Annotated in this window: 12 protein-coding genes; all 12 read right to left on the reverse strand. The window is 34.5% G+C overall.

The window, feature by feature from the left end; translation table 11 throughout:
* The 12 genes from ASE40_RS07490 to ASE40_RS07545 all read right to left on the reverse strand — a co-directional run bounded on the left by ASE40_RS07490 (position 1) and on the right by ASE40_RS07545 (position 24,409).
* Entirely contained in the window at positions 1-1,638 is a 1,638-nt protein-coding gene (locus ASE40_RS07490) for a sodium/sugar symporter (RefSeq protein WP_057116329.1), read from the reverse strand.
* Positions 1,639-1,695: 57 nt separating this feature from the next.
* Positions 1,696-2,838, reverse strand: a complete 1,143-nt coding sequence (locus tag ASE40_RS07495; RefSeq protein WP_057116330.1) for an acyltransferase family protein — start codon at positions 2,836-2,838, stop codon at positions 1,696-1,698.
* 103 nt (positions 2,839-2,941) lie between these two features.
* On the reverse strand, positions 2,942-6,082 hold the full coding sequence (locus ASE40_RS07500) for a glycoside hydrolase family 2 TIM barrel-domain containing protein (protein WP_057116331.1): 3,141 nt from the start codon (positions 6,080-6,082) through the stop codon (positions 2,942-2,944).
* 42 nt (positions 6,083-6,124) lie between these two features.
* Positions 6,125-7,003: an inositol oxygenase family protein gene (locus tag ASE40_RS07505; protein WP_057116332.1), complete on the reverse strand. Its 879-nt coding sequence runs from the start codon at positions 7,001-7,003 to the stop codon at positions 6,125-6,127.
* A 286-nt stretch (positions 7,004-7,289) separates the two neighbouring features.
* On the reverse strand, positions 7,290-11,324 hold the full coding sequence (locus ASE40_RS07510) for a two-component regulator propeller domain-containing protein (RefSeq protein ID WP_057116333.1): 4,035 nt from the start codon (positions 11,322-11,324) through the stop codon (positions 7,290-7,292).
* A gap of 52 nt (positions 11,325-11,376) precedes the next feature.
* Positions 11,377-13,206 (reverse strand): metallophosphoesterase family protein, encoded by a 1,830-nt coding sequence (locus ASE40_RS07515; protein ID WP_057116334.1) that lies wholly within the window; start codon positions 13,204-13,206, stop codon positions 11,377-11,379.
* 14 nt (positions 13,207-13,220) lie between these two features.
* Positions 13,221-14,072, reverse strand: a complete 852-nt coding sequence (locus tag ASE40_RS07520) for a DUF4861 family protein (RefSeq protein ID WP_057116335.1) — start codon at positions 14,070-14,072, stop codon at positions 13,221-13,223.
* Between the two features lie 154 nt (positions 14,073-14,226).
* Positions 14,227-14,793, reverse strand: coding sequence for a hypothetical protein (locus ASE40_RS07525; protein WP_057116993.1), 567 nt, complete (start codon positions 14,791-14,793; stop codon positions 14,227-14,229).
* Between the two features lie 13 nt (positions 14,794-14,806).
* Positions 14,807-17,083 (reverse strand): GH92 family glycosyl hydrolase, encoded by a 2,277-nt coding sequence (locus tag ASE40_RS07530; protein ID WP_082586774.1) that lies wholly within the window; start codon positions 17,081-17,083, stop codon positions 14,807-14,809.
* Between the two features lie 20 nt (positions 17,084-17,103).
* The gene (locus tag ASE40_RS07535; protein ID WP_057116336.1) at positions 17,104-19,416 is read right to left on the reverse strand and encodes a GH92 family glycosyl hydrolase; all 2,313 of its coding nucleotides are present in this window, start codon (positions 19,414-19,416) and stop codon (positions 17,104-17,106) included.
* A gap of 348 nt (positions 19,417-19,764) precedes the next feature.
* Positions 19,765-21,378, reverse strand: a complete 1,614-nt coding sequence (locus ASE40_RS07540) for a RagB/SusD family nutrient uptake outer membrane protein (protein WP_057116995.1) — start codon at positions 21,376-21,378, stop codon at positions 19,765-19,767.
* A gap of 19 nt (positions 21,379-21,397) precedes the next feature.
* Positions 21,398-24,409, reverse strand: a complete 3,012-nt coding sequence (locus ASE40_RS07545; protein ID WP_057116337.1) for a SusC/RagA family TonB-linked outer membrane protein — start codon at positions 24,407-24,409, stop codon at positions 21,398-21,400.
* Between the last annotated feature and the right edge of the window lie 135 nt (positions 24,410-24,544).

A 24,544-nucleotide genomic window follows, 5' to 3' on the forward strand; every position in this document is an offset into this window, starting at 1 on the left:
TCACCAAAAAACAGTATATAAAGCCACTAAAACGCCACTGATAATAAATGACCCGATAATAAATTCTGAAGATACCTTAAACATTGATTTATCTACCTCTATTTTATGGATTTCAGATTCTTCTTCAGAAACTGGTTTTGCCAGACTTATTCCAACCATTATCAACACAATCATGAAAAAAACAATGGTCATCCTGTCTAAAAAAGGATAATCTGGGAAAGCGCCTTCTGTCCACATTGGAAGGAATTTTAAAACTGCCGCAAGTGGAACTGTCAATAATGCTCCTGCAAGTCCCGCTGACGGAGTTGTTTTTTTCCAGAACATTCCCAATAAGAAAATGGCTAAAACTCCAGGAGAAAAGAAGCCCACATATTCTTGTATGAATTGATAGGCCTGATCTAATGATTTTAATGCCGGCGCAACAAAAGCGGCAATGATCATGCAGACAACCACACACCATCTTCCTGTACGAACCAGCTTTTTTTCTGATGCCTGAGAATTAAAATATTTTTTATAAATATCTAAAGAGAAAATAGTCGAAATACTATTGGCTTTTCCGGCTAAAGAAGCTACGATTGCAGCTGTTAAAGCCGCTAAAGCTACTCCTTTTAAACCTGCAGGAAGTAAATTCATTAAAGTTGGATACGCATGATCTGGTTTTAAAACCCCAGCAGCATCTACCATTTCCTGCTGAAACATGCCGTTTTCATGCATTACAAACATCGCGATTCCTGGTAAAACAGCTATAATTGGAACCAATAATTTTAGGAAAGCAGCAAATAAAATTCCTTTACGGGCAGTTTTTAAATCGGCTCCCAAAGCTCTCTGAACAATATATTGATTGCATCCCCAGTACGCCAGATTATTGATTAACATACCGCCTATTAAAACAGACATTCCAGGCAGTTCATTGTAATGCGGATTCGATTCGTCTAATATCATATGCAAATGTCCTGGCGCTTCATGGGCAATAATAGAAAGTCCTTTTAAAATGTCTTTTCCAAAACCAAACTGATCCGAAAGTAATGTTAGAGCTAAATAAGTTGTTACCAATCCTCCAAGAATTAGGACTATAACCTGAAACATATCGGTATATCCAATCACTTTCATTCCGCCTAAAGTAACAATTACCGAGAATAAACTTAATGCAATAACACAAAACTGAAAGCTTACCGGCGCAATAGATGAAATCGCCAAAGCTCCCAAATAAATAATAGACGTAAGATTTACAAATACATATATTAACAGCCAAATAATAGCCATGATAGTACTGACTGTTCCGCTATATCTTTTGGCCAAAAATTGCGGCATAGTAAATATCTTATTTTTAAGATAAACTGGTAAAATAAACATTGCCACTATAATTAATGTAGCAGCCGACATCCATTCGTAAGAAGCAATCGCAAGTCCGATGGCGAACCCCGAGCCACTCATACCTATAAAATGTTCTGCTGAAATATTCGAAGCAATCAAAGAAGCTCCGATTGCCCACCAAGTTAGCGATCCTTCGGCTAAAAAATATTCGTTGGAACTAGTGGCTGCAGTTTTCTTGCTTCTGTAAATATACATTCCATAAGCTGTAACTATGACAAAGTAAATAAAGAAAACAATGTAATCTGCGGTTTGTAATACATTCATAATTGTGTGGTTATTGTGTGGTTAGATAGTAAAATGTATTTTAAGATTTGATTCGTATCAAATTTTTAGAAACCATTTTCTTTTATATAGAAAATAAAGTAAAAGAAGCTGTATAACAGTTACTGATAAAGAGGCAAATACGGGCTGCCAAATAAGCGGCAGAAAATTTATAAGTCCGCCAAAGACATAATCTGCCGTATGTTTAAAATCTACTAAACCTTCGGCGGCCATGTAAATTAAAATAGAATTTGAACCGATTAAAATTAAAGGGAATGCCCATTTATGAAAATCTAGTAAATCGATAATTAAATAAAAACAAACAAAAAATAAAATACTAAACCCGCCAACAAAACAAACAAAAGAACTTGTCCATAAATGTTTATTGATTGGAAAATTAATATCCCAAATTAAACCAGCAATAATTAAAATTACTGCTGCAAGAGCCATTAAAAGAACTTTTACTTTTATAGATAAATGACATCTTGATTTTAAAAATGTTCCCGTAAAAACGCCCAGCAAAGCGGTCGAAATAGCGGGCAGGGTTGAAAATATGCCTTCTGGATCGTAAACTGTGCTGTGCAGTCTGCCGGGTAAAAGCAAACGGTCAATATAGCCCTCCAGCGATCCTTCTTTGGTCAAAACTCCAGCTCCAAAATCTGGTACGGGAATCCATTTCATTGCAGCGTAATAACCAATTAAAATTCCGAAGAACCAGATCAATTGTTTTTTCAAATCAAAATTCAAATAGATGATTCCGGCAAAAAACCATGCTAGTCCAATTCTCCCTAAAACGCTTGCAAAACGCGTGTGGTCAACACCGTCAAATCGCAACAATCCATTTACTACAAGACCTAAAACCAGTAAAATACAGGTTCTTTTCAGCATGGAAAAATAAATCTTTCGTTTTTCTTTTGAAGGCAATTCCTGCGGTGTTTTTACTCCCGCTAAACTCATTTTCTTTTCAAAAGAATATGGCATAGAAACTCCTGCAACAAATAGAAACACAGGAAAAATCATATCATAAAAAGTAATTCCATTCCATTCTGCGTGATGCAGCTGTGATGACATCCAGATAAAAACAGGAATTGGAGCTGCTTTTGCAAGAGCATGGATAATATGTTCCCCGCTCATAATCCAAAACATCACAAATCCCCGCAGTGCATCTAAGGAAATTAATCTTCCATTTGTAGGCTTATTCATTTTTTTAATATTCACTGGTCGGTTGATAGTTTTTTTAGTATTCAGCCGCAGTCGCAGTATGCAGTGTAGTTTATGCTGAATACTGAGGCTGCAAACTGCAAACTTATTTTATTGGTTGAATAACAAATCCGTAGCTGTATTCACTTTTTGTTAGTACATATTGTTCGTGCGGCGGCAATCCCCAGCTGTTATCTCCTCCTAAACCTCGCTGTGTTAAATCGACACAAACTACTACTTCTTCTCTTGGGGTAATATCGCTGGAGTGAATATTCTTTTTAGAAATTCCTCCGTCAAAATCACTAGGATAATTATTCAAAGTACTCATAGATAAAGGCTGCAGACCTTTTATTTCCAAGCCATTTCCTTTATTGCTTGACAATTTGAACCAGCGTATATCGGTCTTGTATCCATTTTCTTGTGGGCGTGTATAAGGCACATATTGGTCTGCAACCTTACTATTATAAATTCCTTTGAATGAGGCTGTTTTTCTGTCTGGATAATTTTCTAAAGGTCCTCTTCCATAATAGTCCAGATTTTCCAATGTCTTTTTCAAGGTAAAAATCATTCCGAAACGAGGTAATTCTGGTAACGGATTACTGCCTTTATTATAAGATGATTGTATTGCTAAAGCACCATCATTTCCTAATGAATATTTGATAGTATAATCAGATGCAACATCGTTCAGTTTTAATTTTGCAATCACATACTGCTGCCCATTTTCTTCTGTCTGCCGAATGTTTTCTAAAGTGGTATTTTTTCCTGCCGTTCTCCAAACATTAGTTCTAATCTGCATTTTATTTCCAATATCGTTATCAGTTGGTGCTCTCCAGAAGTTGGGTTCAGGATATTGTTTAAAATATTCCTCACCATTTAAACTGTAATACGAAATTAATCCAGTTGATTTGCTGATTTTTACAACAACATTATTTGACGTCAGAACAAATTGCTCTTTTTCGTCTTGAATTTTAGCAGTATTTATCTTTTCTGATTTTGCAAAATAATTGGAGTCTTCGATAACAAATTGCTCTTTCGCAATTTCAAAATTCTGAGGCAGTAATTCTGATCCCGTTTTGGTGTACGCAAAGACATTCAATAAATATTCTGTTCCTTCTTTTGACTCTAATGTCGGTAAATCGAGCTTATACTGCTTTTTTGTTTTTGGATTTAGAGCAACATTAATTATTCCTTCTTTAATTACTTTACCGTTTTCTAAAACCTCATATTTAAAGTTGTATTTATTTAGGTTTGTAAATCCAAAATCATTTACAATTTCAATTAATCCGTTCTTGATATCAATGGCATTAAATAAAATATCCTGATATACCTTTTTTACTTCAAATGCTCCGGGATGTGGAGTTCTGTCTGCATAAACTAATCCGTTGTGACAGAAGTTTTCATCGTTTAAATAGTTTTGGCTCCCCATGTCGCCGCCGTAGGTCCAATATTTTCTGCCTGCTTCATCTGTTCCTTCAAATCCCTGATCTACCCAGTCCCAGATAAATCCGCCCTGCATATTTTTGCTGCCGCGAATGATATCCCAATATTCCTGAAAATTACCACTGCTATTGCCCATTGCATGCGAATACTCACACATGATGTATGGACGGCTGACTTCTTTACGTGCAGCATATTCCTTCATATAAGCAATTGTTGGATACATCGGACATACTATATCTGTATTTTCATTTTCTTTTGCCTGCTCAAACTGAACCAATCTTGTATGATCTCTTTTTTTGATCCATTTGTAGGCTTCATGAAAAACAGGTCCATTGGCACTTTCATTACCTAATGACCAAATAATGACAGATGGCGCATTTTTATCTCTTTCAACAAGACTATAGATTCTATCCAGATGCGCTTCTCTCCATTCTGGAAGGTGGCCAGGATTCGTTTTTGGATTCATATAAATAAGAGGCTGTCCCTCTACTCCCATTCCATGGCTTTCGATATTGGCTTCATCTACCAAAAACAAACCGTATTTGTTGCATAATTTTACCCATAAAATATTGTTTGGATAATGACTGCAGCGTACGGAATTAATATTCAGCTGCTTCATCATTTTGATATCTTTCATCATCGTGGCTTCGTCCTGATAATGTCCAGTTTTTGGATTATGTTCATGAATATTTACACCATGAACCATTATTCGAACTCCGTTTACCAATAATTGTCCGCCCTGTAATTCTACTTTTCTGAATCCAATTTGAGTGGAAACGGTTTCGATAATCTCTCCTTTTGCATTTTTTAAAGTCAAAAGCAAGGTGTATAAATTTGGCGTTTCACTACTCCATAATTTAGGATTGGATACCTTTTGTGAAAAATTGATTGTCTGAATTTTTGAAGCTTCAAAATTGACATTAAGTTCTTTTGTAAATACGTTTTTTCCAGAAGCATCTACCAATTTTGCTGTCAATTTTTGATTGTTAACAGCAGTCGACGTAAGGTTTTTTAAACTTACTTCGACATTCAAACTTCCGTTTTTGTATTTTGTATCTAAATCTGGTCTGGCAAAAAAATCTGAAATGCGAACATTATCTGTGCTGTATAAATATACATTTCTGTCAATTCCAGAAAGTCTCCACATATCCTGATCTTCCAGATACGAGCCATCGCTCCATCTGTAAACTTCTATAGCCAGATCATTTTTTCCAGGTTTTAAATATTTAGAAATATCAAATTCTGCAGGACTTTTAGTGTTTTCGGTATATCCTACTTTTTCACCATTTACCCAAATATACATGGCAGATGTTCCTGCTTCAAAATGAAGAAAAACATGTCGGTTTTTCCAGTTTTCAGGCAGTACAAAATCTTTTTTATAAGAACCAACAGGATTATCCCAATGATTTATAAAGGGCGGATTTTTTTCGAAAGGATAGGTTATATTGGTATAAATTGGTATACCATAACCATTTAGTTCCCAATTTGAAGGCACCTGAAGTTCTTTCCAGTGCAGGGTGCTAAAATCCGTTTTATAAAAATCTTTTGGGCGCTGATCTGGTGTTGGCGACCAGGAAAATTTCCACTTACCATTTAAAGAAAAATACCAAGGTGAATTTTCATATTTATCGCTTATCGCAGAAGTTTCATCTGCATAAGGAAGAAAAGCTGCACGGGCAGGTTCTCTGTTAATTTGAAATACCTGTGGATTTTCCCAGTCGTTGCGGTCTTTTTCCTGAGCCGAAATTCCTGCCGTGATAAGCAGTAAAAGGTTTATAAAAAATATTTTGGTTTTGGTTTTATACATTATTTTGGTTTTAGATAGCTTTCAAATGAAATTTTGATATTCCTAGAACTTCAATTTCTCAGGTAAATATTTAGCCACTAATTCTTTATAATATGGAAGTAGTGCTTTTACGTCTGGCTTAACAGGTGCTTTGGTATATAAATCATAGGGATTGAACTTTCTTACCCAGTCAAACATTTCGATGTCTTTTTCATTCATCAAATGAGCATAAGCATTTTCTTTATGCTGTGAATAAAAGGAATGGTAGCGAATCATATATAAAGCTGGATCTGGAAGATAATCTTTCATAATCTGGTACAGATATTCATCATGTCCCCAGCTCATTTTTACATTATCCAGCCCGCAATTTTCTGTGTATACACCAAATTTGGTATTGAATCTTTCGTCGGTATAATCTGGATTTTCTTTAAAAAACTCCGAATAAACAATCTTATCCGAATAAGCACAGCCCACTGGAAATGTATCGCCCACAACCGCCCACTGCGGTTCTCCAAAAAGACATAAAACTTTACCCAAATCGTGAATAAATCCTGTCAATACAAACCAATCTGGATGTCCGTCTGCTCGAATGGCTTCAGAAGTCTGTAAAAGATGTTGTGTCTGGTCTAAGTCAATATCTGGGTCGCTGTCATCTACAAGTGTGTTTAAAAACTCAACAGCTTCCCAGATTGACATTTCTTTTCTATTAAACTGCAGAAAATCCTGTTCTTTACTGCATACAAAATCATAAGTCTGATAAGTATGGTTTATTCTATAAAACTCCTTAACCGTTTCTACTCTTTCCGAATCGACGTAATTTCTAAATTCTTCTTTTTGTTTTTCTGGTGTACTTTCTGAAGGATCAGGATATCGCAGCAACAAATCATCTTCCCATTCATCTAAATTATTCAACGGATTATCTGTGTCTATATGCTTTTTCATAATGCTAAAAAGTTTAAAAGTTATAAGACAAAAATAGAATTACATCTACCGTTCAAAATGGATTAATACATCAAAAACATGGATAATTTTAATTATTGTAAGATTTTTATACTTTTTTATTGACTTTTTTTAATTCCCGCATTTTAATACAGCCCACGGTTTAGACTGTGTGAGAAAGCCTGAAAAATTAGATTGTGGATTTGCAATGCGAATTTGAAACGCGCGCCGAAAGTGGAAACCTTAGGCTATGTTTCGAAAAATAATTCGTATAAGTAGCGGCTAAAAACTAATTGATTATTTTACTAGGTGGAAAACCAAACTGTTTTTTGAAACAACGGCTAAAATATAATGGATCATTAAAACCAACCAAATTAGTGACTTCTGATACATTATACTTTTTAGTTTTAAGCAGTTCTGCTGATTTTTTTAAACGAATGGTTCTGATGAATTCGTTTGGTGCCAAATCGGTCAGTTCTTTAATTTTCCTGTACAATTTTGAAGAACTAACTCCCAGTTTATCGCATAGAAATTCTGTTGAAAGATCTACTTCGCTTAAATTATCATTGATTAGTTTGGTAACTTTTTCCATAAATTCTTCGTCAATTGGAGAGTGAGTCAGCATGCTGATTTTTCCTTCTACTTCTCCAGAGAATTTCTGTTTAAGCTCCAGCCTTGATTTAATCATGTTTTCAATCACTGTTTTTAGCAGTAATGGCTCAAAGGGTTTAACCAAATAGCCGTCTGCACCCATGTCGTACCCTTTAACTTTATCCATGTTTTCAGAAAGGGCAGTAAGCATTACCACGGGAATATGGCTAATGAACTCATCGTTTTTAAGTTGTCGGCAAAATTCAAGTCCATCCATCACGGGCATCATAACATCGGTAACGCATAAAATGGGTTTAATTTGTCTGCAGATTCTCAAACCTTCTTCACCATTTTCTGCATCATAAACTTTGTAATAATCAGACAAATAGTCAACCAGATATTTTCTGAGTTCACTGTTATCTTCAATTACCAATATTTTCTCTTTAAGTTCCGTGTTCTGAATGATTTTCTTAGCCGCTTTTTCTGGAATAAGCATACTCAGATTATCATTTTTCAGCGCATATTCAAAAACTTCTTTATGTTCATAAGATGCTCTGTCAATTGGAATTTCAACCTTAAACGTACTTCCCTTACTTGGTGTGCTTTCTACAGAAATGGTTCCTTTATGAATTGCTACTAAAGATTTTACCAGCGACAAACCAATACCAGATCCTGTATTATTGGCTTTACTGTTTGTTGCCTGATAAAAACGTTTAAAAATTTTATCCTGACTCTTTAATGGAATTCCTATTCCGTCATCCGTTACTTCGATTACTAAAATATCTTCAACACTATCTTTCAGCCTGACGTAAAAATCTACGTTTCCGTTCTTATTAGTAAACTTTAAGGCATTCGACAACAGATTGTAAAGAATTTTATCGTATTTATCATTGTCCAGCCAGCCATTTATTTCCTCATCTTCAGTAATAAAATTGAGCTTAATCTTTTTATTATAAGCCATTTCTTTAAAGGAATCGAATATATTCTTCGAATAAGCAAGAATATCCGTTTGAGTTACCTTTAATTTTAATTCACCAGATTGTGCTTTTCTAAAATCTAATACTTGATTTACTAAATTCAGCAATCTGCTGGCATTTTGATAAATCAGATTGTATCTGCTTTTTTCATAATCGGTAGCATTGCTGCTTTCGTCCAAAAGCTGTTTTGCCGGACCTAAAATAAGCGTTAACGGGGTTCTTAATTCATGCGAAATATTGGTAAAGAAGCGTAACTTCTCATTGTTCAGTTTAATGTCGTGCTCCCTGTTTACTTTTTCAGTAAGCAATTCTTGCTTTAAACGAATTCGGTTTTTAATTTCTTTTCTGATGAAATAAAAAACACCAAATAAAAGTGCTAAAAACAGTAAAAAAGAAGTCGGCGTAAGCCAGAAAGGAGGCAGGATTTTTATTTTATATGAAACCGATTTACTCCAATATCCGTCACTGTTGCTTGCTCTTATTTTAAAGACATAATTTCCTGGATAAAGGTTGGTATACTGGACTATTCTAGAAGTACTATTTGCCGTAATCCAATGTTTATCAAAACCTTCCAGCATGTATTGAAATTTATTCAGCTTTTCATTTGCAAATGAAGGAGCAGAAAACTGAATCGAAAAATTGCGGTTTTTATGGGTAAGTTCTATTTCTTTTCCATAATTCAAATCTTTTGAAAGCGGAATTTCTCCATTGATCTCCATTTCGGGAAATACTTCCTCATTTTGAATTTTAAATTCGGATATGACAGGCAATGGCGACCATTTATTTCTTTTCATTTCTGGCGGTGAAAAAGAAATAATTCCGTTTTTACCTCCAAGGAAAATATTAGAATTATTAAAGTAAAAAAAGCCGCTAGAACTAAAAACGTCTAGTCTGTTACCGCTGTTTACGTGATAACTACTAATATCTTTCAAATTAGATTTAACAAAAGCAATGTTATTATTATTGATGTTCAGCCACAAATTTCCGTTGGCATCAGATAAAATATCGGTAATCCATTTGCCTGAAAGTTCTTTTAGATTTTTTACAGGCTCAAATTGATTATTTTTCGGATTGTATAAACATAATCCAAAACGTGTTGACGCCCAGATTTTTCCTTTTGCATCTACTAAAATATCGCTGACATTTTCATCGTGCGGCACTCCTTTTTCTTTGATAAAAAGGGATGAATAGGTTTCTATTTTTCCTGAATTGATATTGTATTTTACCACTCCTGTTTCGGTGGCAAACCAAACATTGTTTTTGGCATCTCTTTCAATGGCATTAATTTGAAAGTCTGGCAAAAGTTTACTAGAAGTTTGTACTTGAAGTGTTTTAGTATTCAAAATCACTGCGCCTTCTCCAAAAGAACCCACTATCATCAAATCATCTGTAATTTTTCTAAAAGCAAAAACAGGCGATTTATCAAATCCAGCTTTTATTTCTCTCGAAGAATTTGTGCTGTAATTGTAAACTAAAATATTACCATCCCAAAGACCACAATAAAATATTTTTCCATCATCAGAATAAATACTGGCAATGTCTTTTCCTGTATTGTGCAAAGGAGTTGAGCCCTTTGTATTAGAAATAAAAAGTCCGTTGTGATAGGTTGCCACAATCACTTTTTCGTCATAAGTTTTAGCAAAACCCCTTATACGAGGTGCCTGATTGCCAATAGAACGTGATATATCTTTATTTAAAGTGAACTGATTTTCATAAGGATCATACTTATCCAATCCATCTTCTGTTCCAATCCACAAAACTCCTGATGCATCAAAATAAAGGGCTGAAATTAAATTATCTACAAGTGAAGTATCATCTGATAAAATAGAATAATACCATTTGTAATTTCCTTTCTGAATGTCTTCTAATTGATTACAAACCAACAATCCTCCCAAAGTTCCTACCCAATATTTTCCGTCTGGAGCGCGGGCTACTGATAAAAAATACGGACCTAAAGCGCCTCTAATTTGTTTGTTTTCTATATATAAATTCACAAACTGGTCAGTGGCTCGATCGAGCTTGTATAATCCTTCACGGGTTCCAACAAAAATATCCGATTTGCCATCCTCGTAAATAAAATTAAGATACGGATTTTTTATGTTTGAATTTGGAACAGATAGCGTGTAATTGTTAATCTTTACTATCGCTCCTTTTGCATCCATAGTAATTTTTGCTACCGATGCTTTTTCATAACTTCCTATCCAGACATTGCCCTTTTTGTCTTCAAAAATTTCTTTTACGTAATTAAAACCTTTAAGCTTAATTTTTTCAAATCGGTTCTCTTTGAGAAAAAACAGATATACTCCTTTTGTTTTAGTACCAACCCAGACTCTTTTAAATTTATCGACATAAACAGATCGCACCTCGTCGTCGGGCAGACTATTTGGATCTTCATTTTTATGAAAAAAAGTGGTAAAAACATGTGTATCCATTTTGAAAAGAGTCAATCCTTTTCTGGTACCAATCCATAAATGGTTGGATTGTTCATCCAGCTCCAAAGCTGTTATGTCATCGTTGTATAGTTTATTCTTTCCAGGGGTAGAACTCATATAGTTTTTGAACTGGTAACCGTCAAAACGATTTAATCCTGAAAACGTTCCAAACCACATGAAACCTTTCTTATCCTGTACAATATGGCGCACCGAATTATGAGACAATCCGTTATTGTCATTATAATGCGCAAATTTTATATTCTGTGAATAAGAATGATAAAAAATGGTAAAAAACAAGACTGCTACAAGGGATTGCTGTTTCATTAAAATAAATTATAAATGCAATTTAAACTTTTTGACTTAATAAATATCAAAATTATTTAACAGATAAATTATCAATTTTGTTGTTTTCTAAATCAATTTTAAAATGATCAGAAGGCTCTCCATTCATGGTTTTCAAGAATATTTCGGCCCATAAAACGAGTTTGGGATTATTTGATTTTTTCAATTGGATGCAAACCAATTCATATTGCTTTAATCTCTTTTTTCCAATTTGTGAAACAGCCAATTCACCGGCATTTTTTAAACGGTAAAAATCGAAAATCATATCAAAACCAGTCCATGATTCAAAATCGGAAATTGACAGGGAGTTTGATTTTAAATCTTTGGCAATCTCTGATGTATTTTTATTTATTTCTACTAAATCTTTGCCTGAAATATTTATAATTGATTTTAGAAAATCTTCTGGAAAATCTTCTGGCAGAAATCTTAAACGCACCAATTCTTTTAAATGCCAATTTGTAAATTCTTTATAATCTTCAGCTTTTAAAATTTCTTTATTCCAAATATGATCACTTTTCGTGTTTTGCAAATGAGCATATTCTTCTTCGTAAAAAGGAAATAAACTATTGAATTTATGGACTTTGCCAATGATAATTGTTTCAACTTCAAACTCAGAATCAGAATGAATGGTCAATATTTTATAAGCCGGCATATAGGCAGCTAATGAAGGTGTTTGAATATTAAACAAAGTATTCCCCTTTGCAGAAGTTCTTACTCCTGTATCGTTAATATGCATATGGCCGCCAAAATGAATGTGAATTCCAGCATCTGCAAATTGCTGTGCCACTTCTTCATCAGGAACTCTTTGTAATTGCATTTTATTGGCACCAAAAAGCTGTTTTAATTCAGGCGATGCGTTGTCGTTAAAATCTACCATCGGGTAATGACTGAAAGCAATCAGTATTTTTCCTCTTTGTTTCGCTTCTGCTGAAACTTTTTTCACCCATTTTAATAAATGGCTTTTATAAACCAGAACGTTATTGTAACCTGTATTGGCTCCTGAAAAATCTTGGGGATTATCTGGTTTTCCTGATAATTTTTCATTCGGAACATAAGCGTTGGCATCTATAGCCAAAAGCCAGATTCCCTTAATAGGTTCAACTACATAACTGGCATCTGTAAGAAACAAACTGGTATTTTTAATTGCATACGTTCTTTTTTCTAAAGAAGATTCTTTTTGCGCTTCTTCAAAATTATATTGGTCATACGCATAATTTGAAAAAGGCGTTTCCCAATACAAATCTGTTTTTTTCGGAAAAAAACCAAAATCACGCATTTCGTGAATGGTTTCTTTATAGCCCCAATTTTTTATATCAGAAGTAATAATAGGTTCTAATTCACTTTTATTTTTGTTGACATTTTCTTTAGAACTGCTTATAATCTGCTCTTTTCCATCTTTACCCAGAAAATCAGTTTTTACTGCATCTTGCGAAAATGGCCTTACAACATCATGATTTCCTGTGGTCACCCAAAAAGATAAACCATACTTTTGAGAATATCCATTAAGTATTTTTCTCAATCCGCGCACATGAACGGGTTGTCCGTCATCGCTAAAATCGCCTGGAAGCACAACTTGTTTGATACCTCTTTTTACAATATTATTCAAGGCCTCTAAAAAGGCAAAATAATTTTCATTGAAAATTCTGGTAGAATGCAGCTGAGAATTCATTGTTCTGATATTGGCATATTCGCCAGTAATCGGATTTTTGATTCCCTGATAATCGTTATCCTCAAATTTTGCAAAAATATCTTGTAAATGAACATCGGCTATAAAAGCGATTTGAACTTCTTTTTTAGAGACCTTTTGCGATTTGCAGGAATATAAAAAAAGTAATAGTACTACTATAGCCGATATTCTAAACATGTATTTTTTATGCTTTATTTTTTAATGTAAGCTTCCAATTTATCTAAATTGTTTAATTCTGTTTCTCTTGCACTTGAAGAAATAATTGTTGTTTGTAAATTTTTCGTAGGTTTTGAGATCAATAAATATTGAGTTCCGTCATCTGTACTTTTTTCATAATCTTTTGGATTATAAATAATTGCTGCTCCAATCTCTACGATTTCAGCGGCAACATCTTCGGGATGCTTTCCCCAGACTGCGATATAATTTGTTCCTTTTTTAGTTCCAAAATCTTTGAAATAATTAATTCCTGTAGCAAACTGCACTTTTTCTCCGCTTAAAGAAACTGCTTCAACCTTAGCCTCTCTTTTACCAGAAAACACTGTAACACGAACTAAGATGTCTACTTTTTTTCCTTTGTATGGCACCCCTCTAGAAATCATTTCCATCCACGAAGTAGTATCTGTTTTTCCTACACGTGCTAAACGATTTGTTACTGGATTTAAAGGCACAACTTTTTCGCCGTCCCAAAGTTTTACACCTCCCAAACCAACAGTTGATGCTACTTTATAATAATCAGCTCCCCATCCTTCTTTTTGCTGCTGCGGTGTTGGGTACCAATTTGCTTTTCTTAACTCTAAACCTGGTTTAGCTTTAGAATAAACGTCAATCGCTACTTTATCGCTAAAATAAATTCTCAAAGCCATCCATTCATTTTCAACAGCTGGACCGTGATGTCCAATGGTTTTATATAAATCTCCTGTTTCTGAGCCAATATCTGTCAAATAAGTAATTTTATCAGACTTCATATACAAACTGGTGTCTGTATTATTCTGTCCAAAACAAATGCAGCAAAAAAGTAAAGTGATGATGACTGATAATCTCATAATTTCAATTATTTATAGTTTAAAATTTAATTCTCGTAAATTTAAACTAAGATTTCAATACTTTCACTATTACGCAAACGATTTCTCAATAAATACTCATTTTGTGATAAAAAAAGAGCAGCACTACAAAACAACAGGAGGGAAAATATTTTCTTTACTTATCATCCACTTTCACCAAAACAAAATTTATCCCTAACGGGTTTTTAATTATTTTACAGATTAACGGATATTCAGTATTTTTTACGATCCACATTTCGGTTTCATCAATTTGCGCGATTACGTGCAAAGCATCGACTATTTTTCCATCAATAGAAACAGGATTTTTATCTTCGCTTTTATCTAAGACATAATTTGTGTTATTATAAACGAATGAACTACTTTTTATTAGATCTTGATATGCCGATCTTGAAATCATAAAAAAAGTTTCTGTTGGTTTTAAGTTTAAAACTGGCGCATATTCTCCTTGGTTAAAGCTTAGGGCGTTACCTTTTTCAACAGCTTCGGGAAGCATTACAATACTACTTTTTACGCCTCTAGTTTCTAGTTTAAACGTTAGACCGCCTTTTGCTGTTTCCGCTTTAAGGGATAAAGTTCTGGTCTGTCCGTGCAATTTGCAGACATAATTCAGTTCTGTATTGTTTTTAAGTGTCGGAATGTAGGTTTGTGCTTTTCCTGTTTCATAAAATGATAAAAACAGAAATACTACTATTATTTTTTTCATCTTGTTCATCATTTTATTTTGCTGGCGGTAAAACTGTTGTTCCCCATACGGAAGGTTTTGAATCCATTTCTAAAATTAATTCTCCTCCATTATTTATATCATCGTGTAAAATCCACGCTTTATTGTACGGTTTTCCGTTTAACCAAGCAGCTTTTATGTATTTGCTTTTATCGTTCATTTTTTTAGCTGAGATTTTAAACTTTTTACCATTCTCCAATTGTATCGTTGTTTCTTTTATCAAAGGTGTATTAATAAGATAGTAAGGCTGTCCTGCATTTGGATACAATCCCATCATGTGGAAAGCTAGCCAGGAAGACATTGCCCCAGAATCATCATTGCCAGGCAGACCTTCTCTTGAGGTATTGAAATTATTTTTGATAATCGTCCTGATTCTGTCACTGCTCCTATACGGTTTCCCGATCCAGTGATATAGACATGGTGTTAAGAATGACGGCTCGTTGGCAACATTATATAAATCTGAGTTAAAAAAGGTATTCAATCTTTCTTCAAAAGCTTTTTCTCCTCCAGATTTACGAACCAGTTCTGGAACATCGTGCGGAATGCTAAATGAATATTCCCATGAATTTCCTTCGTAGAAAAACACACACCAATGACAGACATACCAAGGAGATTCGATAATTACTGGCGTATATTTGAAAGTAGGTTTCTGAATTTTTGATTCTCCAAAAACAACATCATCCAGCCATTTTCCATCTTTGTCTTTTGGCATAATAAAACCCTTGGCGCCATTATTTTCGTAATCCGAACGCCATAAATTCTGCCAGCTGTCTGCTTGTTTCATGTATTGATTGTACAAATCTATTTTACCTAATCCCTTAGCTACAATAGCAATATTGTAGTCATTGTATGCATAATCGATTGTTCGGTTTCCGGCGCGGTCTGTTCCGTAGGGAACGTAACCTAATTTTAGATAATCTAATAATCCGCCTCTTCCTTCTTTTTCTTCATTTCCTCCCGGCGGTACTGTCGCGTCTTTGATCATAGCCTGAAGCGCCATTTCGTAATCTATTCCTTTTAAGTTTTTGACAAAAGCATCGGCTATAACAACCTCAGCGTTAGAACCTCCTTGAGTTCTTCCGTTGTCGTTTCCGCTTCTTCCTTCTGGCAGATATCCTTCGCGTTTGTAAATGTTCAGCATCGCATTGATTATTTCAACTTTTCTTTTGCTGTCAATCAAAGTAATTAGAGGGCTCGAAGTTCTAAACGTATCCCAAATTGTATAAAAATCGTCGTAATATGATTCATCATTTGTCCATAACGGATTTTCTCCTGTCCGGTCAACTGGCATAATCATGGTATGATATAAACCTGTGTAAAACATTTTTTTATAAGCATCTGATGTATCTTCCGATAATTTAATTCGGTTTAATAATGTTTCCCATTTATTTTCTAATTCAGCTAAAACAGTATTAAAATTCCAATGTGGGATTTCTACTTCAATATTATTTTTTGCCTTTAAGTCACTTAAAAATGAGATTCCTATTTTGACATTTAGTTCTTCTTTTCCTGTGTTTCCGAAAGAAATGAGAGCTCCAGTTTTTTTTCCTGAATCAAACTGCGCTTTTTGATTGTTGTAAAATTTCCCATCTTTAAAGATTACATATTTTGCAATTGGCTGATCGAAAACTGCCCAGAAATAAACGGTATAAGCGCGTCCGTTATTCCATCCGCCTCTTATTCTGCTGTATCCTCGAACTTCGGTATCCGAAACGATTTCAATCTGCGAACCTACAAACTGCTGAGCTTCTCTGGCATCTGGAATCTTTTCTTCTCCCAGAAAAAATCCGGGATCAATTTTTAATTCTTTTGAAATGTTTTTGGGATAAGTAATACGGTAAAAAGATACTTTTTCTCCAGTGGTTATTTCTGTTTTGATTTTATTTTCTTTAAAAACAGTTTCATAATATCCGAGTTTTACATTTTCTTCTGTTCTAAAGGATGTTTGATCCATTTTATCTAAAGCTCCAGAAAATGGCATGATTTGAATATTTCCGTATTTCGGGCCTCCGCCTGTTCCGCTTACGTGTACCTGGCTGAAACCTGTAACTTCTTTTGGCATTGGAAGCCAGCCGCTGTTGGGACTTGAGGTACAATCTGGACTTGGCTTTACCATTCCGTATGGACAAGACGGACCAATGAAAACCCGCCCAACTCCTTCTGATCCTATCATCGGATCTACATATTGATGAACTGTTTGCTGTGCTTTAGCCGTACTTGCGCTAAAAATTGATATTCCTAAAAAAAAGATAAACTTGGATATTATTTTCATTGTGTATTATTTCTTTAGTTTTAAGGGTTTGGTTGAGAAGCCATCTCTAAGATCAACTCACCTCCACTGGTAATATCTTGGTGTGAAAGATTAAAATTTTGTACTTCTGTATGGTTGTATTTTATGTCTTTTATATAAACATTTTCATTGCTGTTGCTGGCTGCTTTAATTACAAATGTTTTCCCTGAATAATACTTTGGATTTAAATCTATCGAAATTTTATTAAATATTGGACTTCCTATCTGGTAAACGGCATCTTGGTCTGTTCCTCCATTCATTTGAAATAAACCCAATTTGAGCAAAACGTTTAAACTTCCCATTAATCCTTGATCTTCGTCTCCATTATATCCCGTTGAAGGTGATAATCCGCTGAAAGTTTCTTTTACTACGTTTCTTGTCCAATACTGTGTTAAATCTGGTCTTCCTAAAACCGTAAAAATATTAGAGGTCTGCATAGATGGCTGATTTCCAAAATTTACAGGAATTCTACTGAATTCTGGGTGTAATTCTGCATCGTGCGATGTACCTGAAGTATACTTTTGTTTTTTAGCGGTTTCAAATTGAGTATTCAATTTTACGACAGCTTTCTCTTTTCCTCCCATCAAAACTGCCAGACCTTCAATATCGTGCGGCACAAACCAGGTTGACTGCGCTCCATTCGATTCTATAAATCCATTTTCATATTGATACGGATCATAATTTTCTCGCCATTTTCCTTCTACATTTTTCGGACGCACCCAGCCTATTTTGCTATCAAAAATATTCTGATAGTTTTGGGCTCTTTTCATGAAATACTTATAATCTTCTTTATGATTTAATTTTTTAGCCAATTGTGCCAAAGTCCAATCTTGGTAAGCGTATTCTAAAGTCTGGCTTGCACCGTCTTCATGGCTTCCGAAATTACCTTCTGGAAGCGGATAAGGTACATATCCTTTTTGCAAATAATATTTTAATCCGCCTCCAATGTTCGTATTATGTTCATATCCTGCTTTTTCCATAATACCGCCTGGCATATGATTTTTTTTGAGTGCGGTATAAATTTCCTCTAAATCATCTTTTACAATTCCTTTTTGAATAGCGCTTACGATAAATGGTGTTGCAGAAGCTCCTGTCATGACGTAAGTATCATTTCCTCCAGAAGGTCCGCGCGGAATCATGCCTCCGTCTTTGTAATACTGCATGAGCGAATACACAAATTCTTCCATAATTTCAGGATATACAAGTCCCCAAAGATTATTTATTGTCCATTGTGCACCCCAAAAAGCATCTGAATTGTAATGATTGAATTTTGGTTTTCCATCTGCATTTACAGGCAAATGTCCCACCCTGAATTTTTCCCCTGTATTATCAGGATAGGATCCATTTGCATCACTAATCATTTTTCTCCCTTGCAGGGCATGCCAAAGATCTGTATAAAATCTTCTTTGATCGGTTTCGGTTCCGCCTTCTATTTTTATCTTTCCTAATAAATTACTCCATTCATTTCTGGAATTATCAACTGTTTTATTAAAATCCCAATTTGGTAATTCGGTTTCTATATTGTTATTGGCATTTTCAATTGAAGTGTAGGATATTCCCACTTTCATCAATAATTGTTCTTTTGTTTTATTAAAATAAACTAAATAATTTCCTGTTAGATTATCTCTTTCTATAGTCGTAATAGGCTGATTGGTTCTAATTTTAAAAAATACGGTTAATGGTTTTGGACGTCTAAAATTGGTACTCAAAACTAATGATCCTGAAAGTTCATAATCATTGTTTTTTTCTAATTTCCCATTTGTATTTTCGCAAGGTCCTAAAATAGTGTTCAAATTAAAAAGAACTGCTTTTTGTGCTTTTACAGGAAAAGTATATCTATGAAAACCAACTCTTTGTGTGCTGGTTAATTCTGTAATTATTTGATAACGATCTAGTTTTAAAGAATGATATCCTGGAGTAATGATTTCGGTTTGGTGACTGAATTTGGAATAAAAGTCTTTAAAGATTGTTGGTTTATTTTCTGGTGCAATTGTTACGGGCATTACTGATACTCCTGACATTTGCCATTCGTGAATGTGGCTGAAACCTTTAATTGTATCTGTAGTATATTTATAACCGCCACCCCAATCGCCGTTAATTTCGGTATCAGGATTTAGGTTTACCATTCCAAAGGGACGACTTGCTGATGAAAAGTAAAACCATCTAGAATTTTCGGTGTCCAACAACGGATATACCATATCAGACAGCTGTTTTTTCTTTAAATTAACAGCTTTCTGAGCATTGCATGACACTAAAAAAATAAGAGTTAAACCTATTACAATGTGTCCTATTTTATAGATTTTATTTAGTTTCATTTATTCTATTTATTGGTGGGGCAAATATGGTTTAGACAAATTTTTTTGTTCGGATATAGGCTAATTGAAATTAGTAGAGATACTATTTTCTAAACAACAAAGAGTTATATTATTCTTTAAAGTATAAATTGATAGAATGGTACAAAGCTTAATCTTTCATTGACTTTCAAGATCGGCATTTGATTAAGCTTTGCATTCATTCAAAAAAATGAAAATGAAACTGAACTGGTTCTCACGAGCAACTAGAAACCAGTTTTTCTTTAGTAAAAAAGGAGAAGAATTTTTACGCTCTTCTCCTTTTCAAAATTAAAATTGGGTTACAATGCGTACTTAACTAAAACTTTATTTTTAATATCCATCGTTCTGAATCAGGGCTGGATTTAAGACCATCGCGTTCGTTGGAATTGGGAAAACACGACGATAAACATCTGTGTTGGTTTTGTATCCCCATTGTCCTTCATATTTTCCAAAACGGATCATATCATTTCTATGCCAAGCTTCCCAAGCAAATTCACGGCTTCTTTCTTTGTAAAGCTCTTCTAAAGTTACACCGCTCAAGGCTGCAGATGTTGTACGGTTAGAGCGAACCATATTTACTAATGCATCTGCACTTTGTCCTAAAGTTACTGCTCCACCTCGAAGAATTGACTCTGCTTTCATTAAAAGAACATCTGAGTAACGCAAGAAAGGAACGTCGTTCTTTTGGTTACGATTTGTTGATGTTGCATCTGGATAAAATTTAATATTTCTATACCCCATATTCCAAGCAATTTCATCGTTTCCAAGATCGAATAAGGCTACACTTTGACGAAGGATAATATCTGGTGTTAAATTTACCTGATACGTGTAAGTTGCACCGCCATCAGATCCTGTATAAAATTGATCATATCCTTTTTTGGTTGTAGTAACCATTACTGGTGTAACTCCATCATTCATATACTGGAGACCCGTAAGCCACTGTTTGTTACGAATGTCATTTGCATCATTGAAATAAGCATAAAATTCTGGCAGCGTACTTCTTGGTGCACTTGGTGTATAAGGAAGACCAAACTTAGTTCTTTCAGAACGTGGCACATCATAACGAGCGTGATACATTTGTCCGTTATAACCAACTGTAACGGCTGCTGGATCATAAGGTACTGCAAAAATGAACTCTTTCATTTGTGGTCCGTTTGCTGGATAAAACATTTGCAAATACGTCGCTCTTGGTTCAACAGCATATAAATTAGAGTTAATTACCTCATCACAAGCTGCAATACATTCATTATAACGTTGTGTCCCTGTATAAACTTCAGCATTTAAATACAATTTAGCAAGCATTGCATTAGCAGTCTGTTTATTTGGTCTACCGTAGGTTGTAATTCCTGCTGCTGGATTTAGATTAGGAACTGCATTTTTTAATTCGCTCTCAATAAAATTGAAAACCTCTTTTCTTGGTGTTTTAGCATGAGATGTAAAATCTCCATATAAGGTATCTAAAGGTACATCTCCATAACTGTCCATTAACATGAAATACGAAATAGCACGCATAGTTTTTAACTCTGAAATCAAAGTTTTTTTCTCTGCACCCTCCGGCATTGTTTGTCTTAAAATAGAAATTGCCTGATTACTTGTTCCTATCACTTTAGAAGACCAATCCCAAAGACTTCCGATAATACCATTATCAGCATTCCAATCATGATAATGCATCGAAATATAGTTTCTATTATCGAACCAGTTACCTCCTCTTGACGGCAAAATAGCTTCATCTGTAGATAAAGATTGAGACCACCACCAGGCAAATGAAAATTCACCGCGGAAAGCTGCATAAACAGGTCCAGTAGTTTGAATATATTGTGTTGAGTTTTGAGGAAATACTTCAGGTGTTAATTGTGTTGTAATAGGCACTTCTAGATCGTCACAAGACCATATTAAACCAGCTATAAGTACTGGAAGTCCTAAATATTTTAATATCTTTTTCATAATTTTTAGCATTTAATTTTTAGAAGATCACATTTAAACCAAACATATAAGTTCTGGTTTTTGGATAGAAATTATTTGAATCTACACCCGGAGCTGTTCCTCCTTGTTCTACTTCCGGATCAATTCCTGTGTATTTGGTAATAACAAATACGTTGTTTATTGTTTGGTAAATACGTACGCTTTGTATGTATTTGCCCACCTTACCAAAATTATATCCTAAAGTCATGTTGTCTAGTCTTACGTAACTGCCGTCTTCTATAAAACGGTCTGAATACTTGTAAGAGTTTAAGTCATTTGGTGATTCATTTCCTGCATCAACTAAAATATTATTGGTCATTGCGGTGCTTGGCCTGAATAAATCGGCACGAGTTGCATTGAAAATTTTATTACCAAATACTCCTCTGAAGAAAATACTTAAATCAAATTTTTTGTATTGAAAATTATTTGCCCATCCTACCAATAATTTTGGTTGTGCGCTTCCTGCATAATGATAATCTACTCCAATTTGAGGTGTAGTAGTTAAATCACCATTTTTATCATAGTATTGTGAAACTCCTGCAGCATTTTTTCCTGCATATTTCAATGTAAAGAATTGTCCTAAAGGTTTTCCTTCTTTAAAGATTTGTAATGTACTTCCTGTTTGTCCACCACCGTCTGGCTGTACACGACGAATGGAATCACCTCCAACAAAGAATGGACTGGTTAATTTTACGATTTCATTCTTATTATGTGATAAATTCAGATTAGTTGTCCAGCTGAAATTTGCTGTTTTAACTGGAGTTGTGCTTAAACTAACCTCAATACCTTTATTAGACATTGTACCACCGTTTGCAACAATTGTTCCTACTGGTACAAGTACAGGATTAACATTATAATTGAAAATCATGTCTGTTGTCTTTTTATTATATAAATCAACAGAACCTGTAACTTTTCCTTTTAAGATAGCGAAGTCAACTCCAATATTTGAAGTAGCTGTTTTTTCCCATTTCAAATCTGGGTTAGCGGCTTGGTTAGGCCCGTAAGCTCCAATTTGTTGTCCGTTATAATAGAAAGTTCCTAAACTTCCAGAAATAAATTGAGCTGTGTAAGCATTAAATCCAGAAGAGTTTCCAGTTACCCCCCAGCTTCCGCGGATTTTCAAATCACTAAAAAAGCTTTGATTCTGCATAAAACTTTCTTTGTCTAATCTCCAAGCACCACCTACAGAAGGAAAATATCCCCACTGGTTATTTGCTCCAAACATAGAGCCTCCATCTCTTCTAAGAGATCCTTGTAAAAGATATTTATCTTTATAGTTATAATTTAAACGTCCAAAATATGAGATCAAACGTGTTTTTTGATATGCTTTACTATCTCCAAAATTTACTACATACCCATTAACAGAAGTGTAATTACTTAAAGCAAGGTTATTATATCCAACATTGTCTACAGGAAAGTTTGTTGTTGTAGCTTGAAAACCATCACCTAAAGTGTTTTCTTGCCAAGAATACCCTAAAACCGCTTTTATTTTGTGCTCTCCTATTAATTTATCCCAAGTAAAGAAGCTCTCAATAATATTGTTTCTTGTTTCATAAGAATTTCTCAATGCAGAACCATTTACACCAAAATTTACCAAAGATTTTGTCAAAGGAGGATCTGGATTGTTGTAGAAGTTGGCACTATTGTATTGTGAATAATAACTGTCGTAAAATTCTCCATGAGATGCAGTTAATCTTTGATGTGCTAAATTCAAATTATAAGTAATTCCAAATGGTAGTTTTACTTCTGCAGTAAGATTCCCAACAAGGTTATCCGTTTTAGTTTCGTCAGTACCATGCTCGATTAAAGCTACTGGGTTGAAATATCCTGGGCTGACAAAATTTTCAAAATAACTTCCATCAGCATTTCTTACTGGCGACACAGGAAGATAACTTGCTGCTTGTAAAAGAACAGTATTACGCTGTGGTACATTTTGATATTTTGTACTAGAATTAGTAACATTTAAACCAAATTTAACCTTATCATCAAAAGCAAATTGTTCGACTGACAAACGAGCAATGATACGAGAAAAATCACTTTTCAACATTACTCCTTCTTTGTTAAGAGAAGTAATACTTGCGGTATAGTTTCCATGATCGCCTCCTCCGCTCATAGACAAGTTATGACTGCTTGATGCCGCACGTCCTGGTCTTAAAATTTCTTTCTGCCAGTTAGTGTTAGCGCCTTTATCATTTTCTGGAGTAAAATTCAAATTGTTTTTAGTTGTAAAAGCTCTCAGCTGATCTGCATTCATCATGTCCAGATTATTTGAAACTTCTTCCCAGCCCACATAACCATTGTATGCAATTTGTGTTCTGCCCTTACTTCCTTTTTTTGTGGTTACCATGATAACACCATTTGCCGCACGGTTACCGTAGATTGCTGTTGCAGCAGCATCTTTTAAAACGTCAATTGTAGCAATGTCATCTGGAGCGATTACAGAAATGTCGACTCCTGGAATTCCATCTATTACATAAAATGGTCCTTGAGAACTATTTAATGTTGATGCTCCACGCAAAACTACAGATGCTGTTTTAGTTGGGTCACCACTAGAGGAAATGTTCAAACCAGAAACTTTACCCTGCAAAAGCTGTCCCACGTCACTGATTGCTCCTCGGTTTAAATCTTCGGCTTTTACAGAAGTTACAGAAGTAGTAAGGTTTTTTCGAGATCCTTTTCCGTAACCTACAACTACTACTTGTTCTAAGTTAGTTGTTGTTGACTGTAATTTAACCGTATAATTTGATTTTGTCCCGTCTAATTTTACCGGTTGATCATCAAATCCCATAAAGGAAAATATAAGTGTCGCATTTTTGTTTGAAGCTGAAATTTTAAATTTCCCATCAAAATCTGTTGTTACTGTATTCGTTGTACCTTTCTCTAGTACATTGGCGGCTGGCAGTGGAATGCCTTTGTCATCTAAAACTACACCGGACACTTCTGTTTTTTGTGCCCAGGTATTAATTGAGAAGCCAAAGCAAAGGGCTAATAATAAAAGTTTAAGTTTTTCCATTGTGATATTGGTTAATTGGTTAAATAGTACTGACGAAATTAGTGCTAATGAAATGTTAAGAAATGGACAAGTTATTCATAAACATGGATAATTTCTATAAAGTCAGTGATAGTAAGGCTTGCCAAAGTTATTTTT

This window comes from Flavobacterium sp. Root935, assembly GCF_001429295.1.
Lineage (GTDB): Bacteria > Bacteroidota > Bacteroidia > Flavobacteriales > Flavobacteriaceae > Flavobacterium.